Source organism: Mesorhizobium loti (assembly GCA_014189435.1).
GTDB lineage: Bacteria > Pseudomonadota > Alphaproteobacteria > Rhizobiales > Rhizobiaceae > Mesorhizobium > Mesorhizobium loti_G.
The window spans coordinates 2,372,294-2,387,176 of the sequence record CP050293.1 but is presented as its reverse complement, the minus strand read 5'-3'; the positions used below and the strand labels follow the sequence as shown (position 1 = coordinate 2,387,176).

General features: G+C 63.2%; 17 protein-coding genes. 5 read left to right on the top strand and 12 right to left on the bottom strand.

Features of this window, described 5'->3' with window-relative positions; all coding sequences use genetic code 11:
- Positions 1–27 precede the first annotated feature (27 nt).
- The gene (locus tag HB777_11455) at positions 28–465 is read right to left on the bottom strand and encodes a DUF1489 family protein (GenBank protein QND64469.1); all 438 of its coding nucleotides are present in this window, start codon (positions 463–465) and stop codon (positions 28–30) included.
- A gap of 99 nt (positions 466–564) precedes the next feature.
- Between HB777_11455 and HB777_11450 the strand changes: the two genes are divergently transcribed.
- On the top strand, positions 565–1,839 hold the full coding sequence (locus HB777_11450) for a beta-lactamase family protein (GenBank protein QND64468.1): 1,275 nt from the start codon (positions 565–567) through the stop codon (positions 1,837–1,839).
- 64 nt (positions 1,840–1,903) lie between these two features.
- Here HB777_11450 and HB777_11445 read toward each other — a convergent pair whose 3' ends face one another.
- Positions 1,904–3,307: an L-serine ammonia-lyase gene (locus HB777_11445; protein QND64467.1), complete on the bottom strand. Its 1,404-nt coding sequence runs from the start codon at positions 3,305–3,307 to the stop codon at positions 1,904–1,906.
- Positions 3,308–3,486: 179 nt separating this feature from the next.
- Here HB777_11445 and HB777_11440 point away from each other — a divergent pair, with 179 nt between their 5' ends.
- Positions 3,487–4,200: a DUF599 domain-containing protein gene (locus HB777_11440; protein ID QND64466.1), complete on the top strand. Its 714-nt coding sequence runs from the start codon at positions 3,487–3,489 to the stop codon at positions 4,198–4,200.
- Here HB777_11440 and HB777_11435 read toward each other — a convergent pair.
- The 7 genes from HB777_11435 to HB777_11405 form a co-directional block, all read right to left on the bottom strand.
- Positions 4,179–4,970: a YdcF family protein gene (locus HB777_11435; GenBank protein ID QND64465.1), complete on the bottom strand. Its 792-nt coding sequence runs from the start codon at positions 4,968–4,970 to the stop codon at positions 4,179–4,181. The two genes, HB777_11440 and HB777_11435, sit on opposite strands and share 22 nt — an antisense overlap.
- A gap of 7 nt (positions 4,971–4,977) precedes the next feature.
- Positions 4,978–5,508 carry a hypothetical protein gene (locus HB777_11430; protein ID QND64464.1) on the bottom strand — a complete coding sequence of 177 codons (531 nt, stop codon included), beginning with the start codon at positions 5,506–5,508 and terminating at the stop codon, positions 4,978–4,980.
- Between the two features lies 1 nt (position 5,509).
- Positions 5,510–7,075: an Asp-tRNA(Asn)/Glu-tRNA(Gln) amidotransferase subunit GatA gene (gene gatA / locus HB777_11425; GenBank protein ID QND64463.1), complete on the bottom strand. Its 1,566-nt coding sequence runs from the start codon at positions 7,073–7,075 to the stop codon at positions 5,510–5,512.
- Positions 7,075–7,530, bottom strand: coding sequence for a GNAT family N-acetyltransferase (locus HB777_11420; protein QND64462.1), 456 nt, complete (start codon positions 7,528–7,530; stop codon positions 7,075–7,077). Before HB777_11420 ends, gatA begins: the two co-directional genes overlap by 1 nt.
- A gap of 7 nt (positions 7,531–7,537) precedes the next feature.
- A complete protein-coding gene (gene gatC / locus HB777_11415) occupies positions 7,538–7,825 on the bottom strand; it encodes an Asp-tRNA(Asn)/Glu-tRNA(Gln) amidotransferase subunit GatC (protein QND64461.1) in 288 nt (95 codons plus the stop codon).
- 128 nt (positions 7,826–7,953) lie between these two features.
- Positions 7,954–8,340, bottom strand: coding sequence for a hypothetical protein (locus HB777_11410; GenBank protein ID QND64460.1), 387 nt, complete (start codon positions 8,338–8,340; stop codon positions 7,954–7,956).
- A 54-nt stretch (positions 8,341–8,394) separates the two neighbouring features.
- Positions 8,395–9,102: a metal-dependent hydrolase gene (locus HB777_11405; protein ID QND64459.1), complete on the bottom strand. Its 708-nt coding sequence runs from the start codon at positions 9,100–9,102 to the stop codon at positions 8,395–8,397.
- A 123-nt stretch (positions 9,103–9,225) separates the two neighbouring features.
- Between HB777_11405 and ruvX the strand changes: the two genes are divergently transcribed.
- The gene (gene ruvX, locus HB777_11400; protein QND68737.1) at positions 9,226–9,732 is read left to right on the top strand and encodes a Holliday junction resolvase RuvX; all 507 of its coding nucleotides are present in this window, start codon (positions 9,226–9,228) and stop codon (positions 9,730–9,732) included.
- On the opposite strand, the gene HB777_11395 is transcribed toward ruvX, so the two are convergent.
- The 3 genes from HB777_11395 to HB777_11385 form a co-directional block, all read right to left on the bottom strand.
- On the bottom strand, positions 9,650–9,991 hold the full coding sequence (locus HB777_11395; protein QND64458.1) for a hypothetical protein: 342 nt from the start codon (positions 9,989–9,991) through the stop codon (positions 9,650–9,652). The two genes, ruvX and HB777_11395, sit on opposite strands and share 83 nt — an antisense overlap.
- Positions 9,991–10,560, bottom strand: a complete 570-nt coding sequence (locus tag HB777_11390; GenBank protein QND64457.1) for a hypothetical protein — start codon at positions 10,558–10,560, stop codon at positions 9,991–9,993. Before HB777_11390 ends, HB777_11395 begins: the two co-directional genes overlap by 1 nt.
- Before the next feature lie 194 nt (positions 10,561–10,754).
- Positions 10,755–12,383 (bottom strand): DNA alkylation response protein, encoded by a 1,629-nt coding sequence (locus HB777_11385; protein QND64456.1) that lies wholly within the window; start codon positions 12,381–12,383, stop codon positions 10,755–10,757.
- A gap of 193 nt (positions 12,384–12,576) precedes the next feature.
- Here HB777_11385 and HB777_11380 point away from each other — a divergent pair, with 193 nt between their 5' ends.
- Together HB777_11380 and HB777_11375 are read left to right on the top strand one after the other, a co-directional pair.
- Entirely contained in the window at positions 12,577–13,554 is a 978-nt protein-coding gene (locus tag HB777_11380; GenBank protein ID QND64455.1) for an aspartate carbamoyltransferase catalytic subunit, read from the top strand.
- Positions 13,551–14,837 (top strand): dihydroorotase, encoded by a 1,287-nt coding sequence (locus HB777_11375; GenBank protein QND64454.1) that lies wholly within the window; start codon positions 13,551–13,553, stop codon positions 14,835–14,837. Before HB777_11380 ends, HB777_11375 begins: the two co-directional genes overlap by 4 nt.
- Positions 14,838–14,883 lie beyond the last annotated feature (46 nt).

Here is a 14,883-nt window from a genome sequence, read left to right as displayed (position 1 = left end):
AGGGCCAGACGGTGATGCCACCTGGGGTCAGAGCAGGCCGAGATCGGCCAGCTCGCGCCTGAGTTTCGGCGGCATCTCGATCAGCCCGGCCTTGCCCTTGCCGAGATCGAGGGGCGCGTCCGCCGGCTTCAGATAGCGCCAGCCCTGAAAAGCCCGGCGCGGCTGCCAGTCGGTTCGAACAACCTCGGGGTCGAGAATCAGGTGGCAGCGGCCGATGCCTTCACCGTCGGTGAACGGCCGGATCTCGGTGATCAGCTGGCGGCACTGCACATTGCCCTTGATCACCCAATAGAGCGAACCGCCATCGGTAACCTCGGCGCCGCGCGTCGGCATCATGCGGGTGGTGTGATATTGCTCGACCGGCTCACCGGCACGCCGCCGCTCATCGAGGCGGAAGGCGATCCATTCCTCGAGATCCTCGACGCTGTCGCAGCCGACACAGAGTTTTATGAGATTGAGAGACATTCGCTAAGGTTAGTCCGGCGCGCCGGGACGTCAACGGCCTGACAGACTTCTCCACAATGCCAGCGAGGCGGCTCATGGAGGTGCAGGAATAGGGTGGCCATGACCGCCACCATCACTATGCTGGCGAATTACGGAGCGATCATCGTCATGGCACACAGTAGACAACAAAACAGGCCGAACCGGCGCAACGTGCTTTTGGCGGCAACGCTTGTCATGTCAGCCATCACCGCCAAGGCGCATGGCGGGTCTTCCGCGGCCAGTGGAAAATCTCCGATGCCGGCAACCGACGCTGATATCGAGGCACGCATTCAGCGGGTTCTTACCGGGCTTCGGCCTCCCATTGGATTTGCTGGCCAACCGCACGGCAAGTTGCCGGATCGGATGGCGGCGCTGTGCGTTCCAGGCGTCAGCATCGCGGTCATCCGCAACGGAACAATAGAATGGGCGCGCGGCTTCGGCGTTACAAAGAACGGGGGTCCCGCGGTTGGACAGGACACGCTGTTTCAGGCGGCATCGATCAGCAAGCCGGTTACCGCAATGGCTGTGTTGGCGCTGGTTCAGGCGGGAAGACTTGACCTCGACGCGGACGTGAACTCGTACTTGAAAAGCTGGAAGGTTCCGACGAATTCGTACACCAATGAAACGAAAGTCACCCTTCGGCAATTGCTCAGCCATTCCGCCGGGACGACCGTGCATGGCTTTGCCGGGTATGAGACAGGGACCGCGATCCCTTCTCTCCTCGAGATCTTGAATGGCGCTCCGCCGGCCAACAATCCTCCCATCGTCGTCACTCGGCAGCCGGGCAAAAGTTTTCGCTATTCCGGCGGCGGCTATACGATCGTGCAGCAACTGCTCATCGACGTCACCGGCAAGCCATTTGCTGAATTGCTGGACAGGACCGTGCTTCATCCGCTTGGAATGACCCGCAGCTTCTATCACCAACCCTTGCCTGCTCGTGACCTCCGCAATGCCGCGATACCGCACACGGCAAGCGGTGATCCGGTTGCCGGCGGGCCACACATCTATCCCGAATTGGCCGCGGCAGGATTGTGGACGACGCCAACCGACCTGGCCCGCTTCGACCTGGCCCTGCTTGACGCCTGGGTCGGCCGGACAACGACAGTGCTGTCCCATCCGACTGTGGTTCATATGCTGACGCCTGGGCTAGGTCACTACGGGTTAGGTCTGGTCGTCAAAGGCTCGCCACCACACCGTGGTTTTGGCCATGACGGAGTGAATGCTGGCTTCATAAGTTCGATGGTCACCTACGAGACAGGCGATGGCGCCGTCGTGATGACCAATGGCGACCAAGGCGGCGTCTTGGCTGACGAGATAATAGAGAGCATCGCCGCCGAATACCAATGGCCGGACTGATCCCACGAAGAGAGAAGCGGATCGCTTTCCAGGATCGGGATACCAATGTCCCCTCAGCCGGCCCTCAGCACTCCACGACATTGACGGCAAGCCCGCCAAGGCTGGTTTCCTTGTACTTCTCGTTCATGTCGAGGCCGGTCTGGCGCATGGTCTCGATCGCCGCGTCGAGGGGTACGAAATGGATGCCGTCGCCCTTGATGGCCAGTGACGCGGCCGTCACCGCCTTGACCGCTCCCAGCGCATTGCGCTCGATGCACGGCACTTGCACCAGCCCGCCGACCGGATCGCAGGTCATGCCGAGATGATGTTCGAGCGCGATCTCGGCGGCATTCTCGACCTGTTCGGGCGTGCCGCCCATGACGGCGCACAGGCCTGCCGCCGCCATCGCCGACGCCGACCCGACCTCACCCTGGCAGCCGACCTCGGCGCCCGAGATCGAGGCATTGGTTTTGATGATGCCGCCGACGGCAGCAGCCGTCAGCAGGAAGTCGCGGATGCTCGGCTGGTCGGCCTCGGGATGGAAATGCAGCCAGTAGCGCAGCACCGCCGGCAGCGTGCCGGCAGCGCCATTGGTCGGCGCGGTGACGACGCGCCCGCCGGCCGCATTCTCCTCGTTCACCGCCATGGCGTAGATCGACAGCCAGTCATTGGCGAGCAAGGGATTGGGCTTGTTCTGCTGCCACTGCTCCTGCAGCTTGTCGTGCAGCATGCGCGCCCGCCGGCGCACCTTCAGCCCGCCCGGCATTATGCCATCCTGCGACAGGCCGCGGTCGATGCAGCCCTTCATGGCGCTCCAGATGCCGTCGAGACCGGCGTCGAGCGCTTCGCGTGACATCTGCGTCTCCTCGTTGACGCGTTTCATGTCGGCAATGGAAAGGCCGCTTTTGCCGGCCATGGCCAGCATCTCGACTGCATTCTTGAACGGGTAAGGCACTTTCTTGCCCTCAGTCGTCACCGACCCTTTGGCCTTCATCCGCTGCAGCTCTTCTTCCGAAACGACGAAGCCGCCGCCGATCGAATAATAGATGCGCTTGAGCAGCAGGCGGCCGCCGGAATCATAGGCGTAGAACGCCATGCCGTTGGCATGGCCGGTGAGCGGCGTCTTGCGGTCCAGCACCAGATCGGTGGCCGGATCGAAGCGATAGGAGGGGTGGCCGGGCGGCGAAATGCGCTTTTCGGCGGTGATGCGGCTGGCAATGCCATCGGCCTGATCGGGATCGACCGTCTGCGGCGTCAGGCCGGCAAGGCCGAGTATGACGGCGCGATCGCTGCCGTGGCCGATGCCGGTGTAGGCGAGTGACCCGTGCAGGCTGGCGCCAAGCCGGTCGACCTTCACACCCGCCGGACGCGGCCAGTCATTTCCCGCGACCTCGTCGAGAAACCGAGCCGCGGCGGTCATCGGCCCCATCGTGTGCGAACTCGAGGGTCCTATGCCGATCTTGAACAGGTCGAAAACCGAAAGGAACACGCGGCGTTGTCTCCTGGAGTCAGGTCGAGGACTACATATAGGAATTCCCAGGATGTTTCCGCTCTTTTGGAGATCGCGGCGCTGCACCCGCCGACCTTGTTTGCTCCTGCAGCGACATTGGTGCCGATCGCTGCATGCGGACATCGAAGCGATCGCGCTGAATGTGATAAATTCAGGCCATGGGCGATTCCCTCGATCTTTCGACAGCCGATCTCGCGGCGCTGGCCTTCTTCCTCGTCGCGTGGTTGCTGCACACGTTCGCCTCCGACGGCAAGCTGGTCAGCCGCGTGTCGCTGACGACGGCGATGAATGCACAGCGGCAAGCCTGGATGCGGACCATGGCCGAACGCGAGATCCGCATCGTCGACACCGCCATCATGAGCGGTCTGCAGCAAGGCACCGCCTTCTTCGCGTCCAGCTCATTGATCGCGATCGGCGGTTGCTTTGCCTTGCTCGGCGCATCCGACCGGGTTCTTGAAGTGCTCAGCGACCTGCCCCTAGGTGGCGCGCCGTCGCGCGCGGCCTTCCAGATAAAGGTGTTCGGACTGGTGCTGATCCTGGCGTTTTCGTTCTTCAAATTCGGCTGGGCGTACCGACTGTTCAACTATTGCACGATCCTGATCGGCGCCGTGCCGATCCCGCATGGCGAAGCCTCGCGCAATCCGGTCACCGAAACGGCGGTGTGGCGTGCGGCACAGATGAACATGCTCGCCGGAAAGCACTTCAACTCCGGCCTGCGCGGCGTGTTCTTCTCGATCGGTTATCTCGGCTGGTTCGTCGACCCCATGGTGTTCGTGTTGTCGACGCTGTTGCTGCTGGCCGTGCTGGTGCGGCGCCAGTTCTTCTCGGCCGCCAGACAAGCGGTGATCGGTCAGCCGCCAGGAAAAGGCTGATCGATCCGCCCTGACAGCCAGTAGGCGATCAGCCCGATCCATTCGCGGATGGCGATGGTGGTGGCCTGCAACGAATCGGCTGCATTGTCGCGGAACAGGCCGATGCCTTCCCGCCCCGAAGTGCGATAGTCGACCGGCCAGGGAACGGTCGCAAAGCCGGCCTTGTCGAACAGCGCCTTGGCGCGCGGCATATGGAAGGCCGAGGTCACCAGCAGCCAGGTCTCGCCGGGCTTCGGCGTTACCAGCTCCTTGGTGAAGACCGCATTTTCATAGGTGTTGCGGGATTTGTTTTCGAGGATCAGGCGATCGGCCGTCACACCAAGCGCGGTGAGCAGGCGGGGGGCAGTGGCGGCGTCGCCCTCGCCTTCGAGGAACAACTCACCGGTGCCGCCGGAGACGATCACCTTGGCAGTGGGAAAACGCCGGGCCAGAATCGCGGTCTCGACCATCCGATCGCCGCTGCTGTTCAGCTCATAGCCGCCGCGCACCAGGTTGATGGCGCCTTCGAAGCCGCCACCGAGCACGACGATGCCGTCGACCTTTTCCGGCAGCGGCGGGCGTGCAAAGCGCTCTTCGAGCGGATTGAGCATCATGGCGCCGAGCGACGTCCATGCCGACAGCGCAAGGATCAGAAATGCCAGCACGCTGCCGGTGGCCGCCAACCGCCTTCGGCCGATCATGGCCGCGAGCAGTCCCGCCAGCAGCAGGAAGATCGCCAGATTGAGCGGCTGGATGAAGAACCAGAAAATCTTGGAAAGGTAGAAGAACATTGGCTGCCTATCGTCGACTCGAATTCTGGCGACCAATGAAGTGCTCGACGGCACTCGTCACAGCCTCGGCCTCGGGCCGGCTCAACTCCCTGCCGAAAACAAGGACGCCGTTGGTGTTGGTCAACTTGATGACTTCCGACAGACCCGCTTCATCCGTTGGATAGGTATGGTCGAGGATTTCGGTCTCAAGGTGCCCTTTCAAAGGCAATGACGAACGATTTCGCAAAAAACCCCTGACGTCGCGCACGGCCACGGCGTTGGTTAGCCGCAGGGTTTCCTTGCCGAATACCAGCCAGATGAAATCCTTGCCGAGGAAATAGGTGAAAAGGGCAATGATCGCCGCAAACGACAGCAGGCCGAGAGTGCCGCTGGCGACGGTTGCGGGCGACGTGTCGGTCAATCCCATGTAGCCGGTGTAGGCAACGATCCCGGCCCCAATCAGGACGAAGCCTGTCCTGAAATCCGAGATGCGTGGTGGGTTGGTTATCAGCAGTTCGTCTCCCGTCTCGACGATGGAAATGCGAGACGGGGGCGGCATGCTACCACCATTTCTCCGGCTGAAATGTGCCCGCCGCCTGCTCGATGACGGCAGCGGTCTGGAACAGGGTTTCCTCATCGAACGGCCGGCCGATGAGTTGCAGCCCGAGCGGCAGGCCCTTGGCGTCGAGCCCGGCGGGCACGGCAATGCCCGGCAGGCCGGCCATGTTCACGGTGACCGTGAAGATGTCGTTCAGGTACATCTTGACCGGATCGGCAGCCATGTCCTCGTCGGCGACGCCGAAGGCAGCGGACGGCGTTGCCGGGGTCAGGATGACATCGACGCCGGCGGCGAAGACAGTCTCAAAATCGCGCTTGATCAGATTGCGCACCTTCTGCGCCTGCAGATAGTAGGCGTCGTAATAGCCGGCCGACAGCACATAGGTGCCGATCATGATGCGGCGCTTGACCTCGCGGCCGAAACCGGCGGCGCGGGTCTTCTCATACATGTCGACGATATCCTTGCCCGGCACGCGCAAGCCGTAGCGGACGCCATCATAGCGGGCGAGGTTGGACGAAGCCTCGGCGGGCGCCACGATATAGTAGGCGGGCAGCGCATATTTCGTATGCGGCAGGGAAATGTCGACGATCTCGGCGCCGGCGTCCTTCAGCCAGGCAATGCCCTTCTGCCACAGCGCCTCGATCTCTTCGGGCATGCCGTCGACACGGTATTCCCTGGGAATGCCGACCTTCATTCCCTTGATCGGCTTGCCGATCACCGCCTCATAATCCGGCACGGGCCGGTCGACCGACGTCGTGTCCTTCGGATCGACGGACGCCATCGACTTCAACAGGATCGCGGCATCGCGCACGTCGCGGGCGATCGGCCCGGCCTGGTCGAGCGACGAGGCGAACGCGACGATGCCCCAGCGCGAGCAGCGGCCATAGGTCGGCTTGATGCCGACCGTGCCGGTGAAGGCCGCCGGCTGGCGGATCGAACCGCCAGTGTCCGTCGCGGTCGCGCCGGCACACAGGAAGGCGGAGACTGCCGTGGCCGAACCGCCGGAAGACCCACCCGGCACCAGCTGTGCATTGTCGAGGCTGCGCGCGGTCTTGGTGCCGCCAGCCGAGACGAAGCCGCCGTCGCCCTGATGCGTCGTCGGCATCACCACCGTGTCGAGGCGTGAGCGCCGCCACGGGTTGATGACGGGACCATAGTAAGAGGTCTCGTTGGACGAGCCCATGGCGAACTCGTCCATGTTGAGCTTGCCCAACATGACGGCGCCGTCGGCCCACAGATTTGATGTAACGGTCGATTCGTAGCGCGGCTTGAACCCGTCGAGCACATGGCTGCAGGCCTGCGTATGGACGCCTTCGGTGCCGAACAGGTCCTTGATCCCCAACGGGATGCCTTCCAGCGCACCGCCCTCGCCCTTGACCAGCCTTGCGTCGGACGCCTTGGCCATGTCGCGCGCCTTGTCGCCGGTCACCGCGACATAGGCATTGAGCGCAGGATTGGCGCGATCGATGGCCGAGAGATAGGCTTCGGTGATTTCGGTCGCGGTGATTTCCTTGCCACGCAGCTTGGCGCGGGCCTGTGAAATCGTCAGCTGGGTCAGGTCGCTCATCAAAGGCTCTTTTCGTAAAACACCGACCACTCGGAATCGGGATAATCCAGCACCGGGCCGCAGCGCGAGAACCCGGCACGTTCGTAGACGGTCCACGCCGCGGGATGACGATCACCCGTCTCCAGCACCAGGCGCTTCAGCCCCTCATTGCGCGCAAGCGCTTCGACCCGCTCGACGATCCCGGCGCCGATCTTGCGGCCGCGATGCGAAGGCCGCGTGTACATGCGCTTGACCTCGCCGATGGCGCCGGCATGGCGCTTCAGCGCGCCGCAGCCGATGGCCATGCCATTGTCGCGGGCGATGAAAACGGTCGTGTCCTCACCGGCCATCTGCTCGACCGTCAAATGGTAGCAGTGCTCCGGCGGCGTCAATTCGAGCAAGGTTTCGTTGAGTTCCTCGACCAGACCGCGCACGTCGTCCTGCAGCGGCGTTTCAATGGCGATCTCGATTGCCATCGGCCGGCTACTCCACAACCTTCGGCACGAGGAAGAAATTCTCTTCGGTCGCCGGCGCGTTGGCGACGATGTCGGCGGCCTTGCCGCCGTCAGTGACGATGTCCTGACGCTTCTTCATCTCCATCGGCGTCACCGAGGTCATCGGCTCGACGCCGGAAACATCGACCTCGTTCAGCTGTTCTACGAAGCCCAGAATGGCGTTCAGCTCGCCGGTCATGCGTTCGGCATCTTCTTCGCTCACCGCGATACGGGCAAGACGCGCGACGCGCTTCACTGTCTGAAGATCTACGGACATGTTTCTGCCTCGGGGAAAACCAGTTCGGGCTATAGCGGCGCCGCGCGCGCTGCGCAACATGCATCGTGCGGCAGATCAGGCCATGGTGGCCGGCCCGGCTCTTCGGTCATCGGTCAACAGAATGCTGTCTATGGCAGGGCAACACCCTCGCACAGATAGTAGCTGCCGCTGTTGCCGCTTGCCTCGCTTTCGTCGTCGACCGGCCGGACCGACACGAGATCGACCTGCTTGGCGTTCATTTGCGTCACCGAGAGGACATCCGGGAAGACATAGCCCGGTTCCTGGCAGATGGCCGTCACCGCCCAGCTCGGCGAAGCCGTCGCCTTGCTGATCTGCAGGAACTCGCAATTGTATTCGACGCCTTGCAGCCCGTGTGCCGAAAGCACGATGTTGCCGGCGTCGATCAGCGTTTGCAGCGTGTCCTTTTTTGCCTGTGCGCAAAGCTCCTCGGACTGAAGGTAGACGCCTTCGATGAAATCATCCGCGGCGAGCGCGGGCGACGCCGCGACAAACATCGAAACGCAAAGAGATCGCCCCAACACCATGGATTTATTCCGATTTAGCTGTTTCTAGATCGTAATCGTCTCACCGATTTTCGGCAACGCCACCTTTACACCGGATCCTTCCAGGCCGGCCTCGAACTTGTCGGCGGTCGGATCGATCATCGGAAACGTGCCGAAGTGACAGGGAACCACGGTGTCGAACTTGAAGAAGCGGCGGCAGGCAAGTGCGGCCACCGCACCGCCCATGGTGAAACGGTCGCCGATCGGCACGATGCCGATCTTCGGTTCGTGCAATTCGTTGATCAGCGCCATATCGGAGAAGATGTCGGTGTCGCCCATGTGATAGAGCGTTTTGTCTTCCGGGAAATGCAGGACGAGGCCGCCCGGATTACCGAGATAGGTGTTCTGGCCGCCCTCGCCCGGGAACGAGGATGAGTGCAGGGCCTGGACGAACGTGGTGGTGAAGGTGCCGCAATCGACAGTGCCGCCGATGTTGCCGGGATTGATCTTCTTGTCGCTGGCGCCCTTGCCGACCAGATACATGCAGATCTCGAAATTGGCGACCAGCTGGGCGCCGCTTTTGCCAAGCACTTCCAGCGCGCCGCTGATGTGGTCGCTGTGGCCATGCGTCAGCAACACATGCGTGATCCCCTCCGCCGGGCCCTCCCAGCCACCCGTCCAGGACGGATTGCCGATCAGATAGGGATCGATGAGGATCTTGGCGTCAGCCGTTTCGATACGAAAGGCCGAGTGGCCGTACCAGGTCAGTTTCATAAATGCGTTCCTCGATTTTTGGCTTGCCGAAGGATAGAACGCCGATGGCCCCGAGATCAAAGGGTTACTGTGTCCGCCACGCGTTTGACAAAACACGTGGTGGTGAAAGGCGAAGGACGGCCGTTGGGCATTATCACGATAGAGGAATTGCCGGCGCGGCTGACCGGCGGCAAGACGCTGGCGGGGCTTGATCTCGGCGACAAGACGATCGGCGTCGCGGTCTCGGACCAGAGGTTTTCCTTCGCCCATCCGCGCCCGGTCATCATGAGAAGGAAATTCTCGCTCGATGCGGCGGTGCTCGTCGCCTTGCTGCGGAAGGAGAATGCCGGCGCGGTGGTGATTGGGCTGCCGATCAACATGGACGGTTCGGAAGGACCGCGTGCGCAGAAATCGCGCGCCTTCGTCCGCAACATGGCACAGATGAGCGACCTGCCCTTCGTGCTCTGGGATGAAAGATTATCGACGGTCGCGGCCGAGAGAACGCTGATCGAGATGGATTTCTCGCGCCGCAAGCGCGCCGGCAAGATCGATTCGGCTGCAGCCGCGTTTATTCTGCAGGGAGTTTTGGACCGGCTTCAGTCGCTCCACGCATCCGCTCGAACGGAACAGGACCCGCCCAGCGCTGTTTGATCCAGCCGGCGATTTCGCGGCGACGGCGGAATGCCCAAAGCGCCATCAGCAGCAACCCGTCGAAGACGCACGTCTTCGCCACCATGCCGGGAATGATCGCCGGGTCGATGCCGAGCATCTGACCATAGAGCTGGAAGAAGAAGTCGTGCATCTGTCGGCTGAGCATCGTGTAGCCGAAATTGATGTCGTTGGCCGACAGATAGAACCAGCCCCAGAAAATAGCCATCGGGGCCGCCCAGAATCCGAAGATGTAACGCATCAGCGACCTCCCCGGGGATTGGAGCCTGTCTTGGAGACAGTTCGGCCTGATATCAGTGAAAGCAGCGAATTGTGGGCCGCGGCCTTTGCCATGCCGTGCGCGACGGCGCGGATCTCGCCCTCGCTCGAAGCCGCTGCCGCAACCACGGACCGCCGCTCGGCAAGCATGGCGACATAGGACGCCAGAAGTGCCGCCAACTGCACGGCGACAGCCATAAACAGCCCGTTGATGCCTTGCGCGGCACCGCCGATGACGATCAGCGACAACACGCCAGACGCGCAGATGAAGGCGATGCGGGCAACGCTATCAGCGCCCGGGCTGGCAGCGTCGTTGATCAGGCCTTCGACAAAGGCCCAGGAGAACAGCACGGAGACGACAAGCAATGCGGTGGCGAGCGGCGCCACGACAACGACGTTGTCGAAGTCGACGAAGCGGGAGCCCTCGATCGTGGCGCCCAACATGCCGAGCGCCGCCGCCACACCGCGGTTTCCGTCGATGCAGATGAGCGCAAGCAGGGCGAAGACGATCGCCCAGTGCAAGGCCAGAAAAGAGGTCAGTACCTGTCGCATCGGTGTTCCTGCTTCGCCAAGCAAGGGACGGCCAATTTGAACCATTCCCTGCTTTCGCTGGGACAGTGGGCTTTGCCGCTCGTCACCGCAACGGAAACCATTTGTTAAGGTTAACGGCGATTAGCCATACGCGTGAGGATACAGACCAACGCCTAAAAACCGTGGATGGCGCCGGTTCTAGCGATGCTCGCGGCTCAATTCACCGGTGGATAGAGCGTGTCGATGATCATGCGCGCATCGTGGCGCGAATCGAGCATGCCGTAGGTGTTGCGCCATTGGCCGGCCAGGCGCGTCTCGACGAAAGCGTCGGCGATCCGCCCTGCCCCCAGCCGGCGCAATTCGGCCGCCGCCGCCGACAGCGCCAGTTGCTCGGTGAGCAGTCGCGCGGAGCCTTCGTCGGTCGACGCCACCTGCATCGCCGCCTTCAGCACGCCGATCGTGCCGCGCCCGCCGGCGCCGAGATCGCGGTCGATGCCGGCCAGCACATCCTCGAACAGGCCCGGCGCACGGCCGAGCACGCGCAGCACGTCGAGCGCCATGACATTGCCGGAGCCTTCCCAGATCGCATTGACCGGGGCCTCTCGATAGTAGCGGGCGAGTGGCGCCTCCTCGACATAGCCATTGCCGCCGAGGCACTCCATCGCCTCGTAGAGCAGCGGCGGCGCGATCTTGCAGACCCAGTATTTGACGACCGGCGTCATGGCGCGGGCAAAGGCCGCTTCGCCGCGATCGCTCGCCGCCTCGTCGAAGGACCGCGCCAGCCGGAACGACAGTGCGGTGGCTGCGGCGACATCGAGCGCCATGTCGGCCAGCACGCGCTGCATCAGCGGTTGCTCGATCAAGGTCGAGCCGAACACCTGGCGGTGGCGGGCATGATGAACGGCCTCGGCGAGGCCGGCGCGCATGATCGCCGACGAGGCGATAGCACAGTCGAGCCGGGTGAGCGTCACCATGTCCATGATCGTCTTCACGCCGGCGCCCGGTTCGCCGACCATCTCGCCGATGGCGTTGACGAACTCCACTTCCGAGGATGCGTTGGAACGGTTGCCGAGCTTGTCCTTCAGCCGCTGGAAGCGGAAGCCGTTGCCCGTGCCGTCGCCGAGAACGCGCGGCACGAGGAAGCACGACAGTCCCTCCGGCGCCTGCGCCAGCACCAGGAAGGCATCCGACATCGGCGCCGACATGAACCATTTGTGTCCGGTCAGGCGATAAAACCCGCTGCCGGCGCGTTCGGCCCTCGTCACATTGGCACGCACATCCGTGCCGCCCTGTTTCTCGGTCATGCCCATGCCGAGCGTCAGCCCTGTCTTCTCGACCGGCGGCTTCTGACTCTGGTCATATTTGCGCGTCGTCACGCGCGGCGCCCATTCGCGAAACAATTTTGGGCTGGCCATCAAGGCGGCAAGCGAAGCGTTGGTCATGGTGATGGGACAGAGATGCCCGGTCTCCAGTTCCGCCGTCAGATAGAACCGGGCGGCGCGGACCTGATGGCGGCGGCCGATCTCGGCGTCGCCGTTTTCCCACACAGACGAATGCAGCCCGTTGGCCACCGAGCGGCGCATCAAGGCGTGATAGGCGGGATGGAACTCGACCACGTCGATGCGTCGGCCCTGGCGATCATGCGTCCTGAGCTTCGGTGTCTCGACATTGGCGAGGCGGGCCAGTTCCTGCGCCTCCTGCGTCAGCACGAAACGGCCGAGCCCGTCGAGTTCCCGGCGCACCGGATCGGAAAAGCGCTCCGCGAGCTGGATCAGCAACGGATCGCCCCGCCAGGCGTTGCCGCCCGTCAGCGGCGGCGGCTGGTTGGTCACGTCGTCGGTCACGCCCAATCCTTCTATCGGTAGAAAGCCACGAATCCGAGGCTGTCGGCTAGATATAGCCAAGCCATGCAGCGCGCGCGATGAAAATACCGGCCGATACAATCGGCCATCTACACGAAAAAATTGAGGAGAACGGCTCCAATCCAAAGCTGGCGCTTGCAGCCGCAAAATCTCCACCCTATAGCAGCGCCTTGAGATGACCGACGCTTCGTCCCTGCCACTCTACCCTCACCGCCATCTTCTGGGCATCCGCGACCTTTCCCCCGCCGACATCGAGCTATTGCTCGACAGGGCGGACCGCGCAGTCGCGATCTCGCGGCAGTCCGAGAAAAAAACCTCGACGCTGCGCGGCCGCACCCAGATCAACCTCTTCTATGAAGCCTCGACGCGCACGCAATCATCGTTCGAGCTTGCCGGAAAGCGGCTTGGCGCCGACGTCATGAACATGTCGGTGGCGAGCTCTTCGGTGAAGAAGGGTGAAACGCTCATCGATACGGCGATGACGCTGAACGCGATGCGCCCCGACATATTGATCATCCGCCACCAATCGGCTGGTGCGGCGGCGCTGCTGGCGCAGAAGGTCGGCTGTTCGGTGGTCAATGCCGGCGACGGCGCGCATGAGCACCCGACACAGGCGCTGCTCGACGCGCTGACCATCCGCCGAGCCAAGGGTCCGCTGTCGAAGCTGATCGTGGCGATCTGCGGCGACATCCTGCATTCGCGCGTGGCGCGCTCGAACATCATGCTGCTCAACGCACTCGGCGCGCAGGTGCGCGTCGTCGCGCCGTCGACGCTGCTGCCCAGCGGCATCGAGAACATGGGCGTCATCGTCACCCGTTCGATGGCCGAAGGCCTCAAGGGCGCCGACGTGGTGATGATGCTGCGTCTGCAGCGCGAGCGCATGGAAGGCGCCTTCGTGCCTTCGGTGCGCGAATATTTCCGCTATTTCGGCCTCGATGCAGAGAAACTAAAGGCGGCCAAGGACGATGCGCTGGTGATGCACCCCGGGCCGATGAACCGTGGCGTCGAGATCGCCTCGGAAATAGCCGATGGTCCGCAAAGCGTCATCCAGGAACAGGTCGAGATGGGCGTTGCCGTGCGTATGGCCGTCATGGAAGCCCTGCTTGACCCCCGTCGCAATCAAGAGGGTCGCAACCACGAGGGCCGCGCATGAGCACGACGGTCTTCGAGCGAGCCCGCATCGTCGACCCCTCGCGGGGCGTTGATGAGATCGGCACCATCATCGTCGAGGGCCGCAAGATCGTTGCCGCCGGCAAGGCAGCGCTCAACCAGGGCGCGCCCGAGGGCGCAACCGTCATCGACTGCGCCGGGAAGGCCGTCATTCCAGGCCTGATCGACGGCCGCGTCTTCATCGGCGAACCGGGCGGCGAACATCGCGAAACCATAGCGTCGGCGAGTGTCGCGGCGGCAGCCGGCGGCGTCACCTCGATCGTCATGATGCCCGATACCGATCCGGTGATCGACAATGTCGCGCTGGTCGAGTTCGTGCTGCGCACCGCCAAGGACACGGCAAGCGTCAACGTCTTTCCGGCTGCGGCAATCACCAAGGGCCTCGACGGGCGCGAGATGACCGAGTTCGGCCTGCTGCGCGAAGCCGGCGCCGTTGCCTTCACCGATGGTCGCCACACCATATCGAGCGCGCTGGTGATGCGCCGTGCGCTGACCTATGCGCGCGACTTCGGCGCCACCATCGTGCATGAAACGCAGGATGCCGACCTCGGCTCATCCGGTGTGATGAACGAAGGCCTCTACGCCAGCTGGCTTGGCCTTTCCGGCATTCCGCGCGAAGCCGAATCGATCCCTCTGGAACGCGACTTTGCGCTGGCGCGGCTGACGCGCGGTTCGTACCATGCGGCAAAGATCTCGACGGCGATGGCCGCAAACGCCGTGACGCGTGCGAAAGCCGATGGCGCGGCCGTCACATCGGGCGTCGCGATCCACAATCTGTCGCTGAATGAGAACGATGTCGGCGAATACCGCACCTTCTTTCGCCTGACGCCGCCATTGCGCGCCGAGGAAGACCGGCTGGCGATGATCGAGGCGGTCAGGGATGGCACGATCGACATCATCGTGTCCTCGCACGATCCGCAGGATGTCGACACCAAGCGCCTGCCCTTCGCCGATGCGGCGGCCGGCGCCATCGGGTTGGAGACGCTTCTGGGCGCGGCCTTGCGGCTCTACCACAATGGCGACGTGCCGTTGCTGAGGCTGATCGAGACCTTGTCCACCGCTCCCGCAAAGCTGTTCGGACTGCCCGGCGGCACGCTGAAGCCGGGTGCTGTCGCCGATCTTGCGCTTGTCGACCTCGACGAACCCTGGATCGTCAGCGAAAGCGGCATTCGTTCGCGCTCGAAAAACACCTGTTTCGAAGGCGCGCGGCTGCAAGGCAAGGTCTTGCAAACGCTGGTTGCGGGCCGCACAGTGTTCTCCGTCTGAGCTGGTCGCTGTGCATCGCGTCTGACCAAGCAAGACTGGGGGAAAT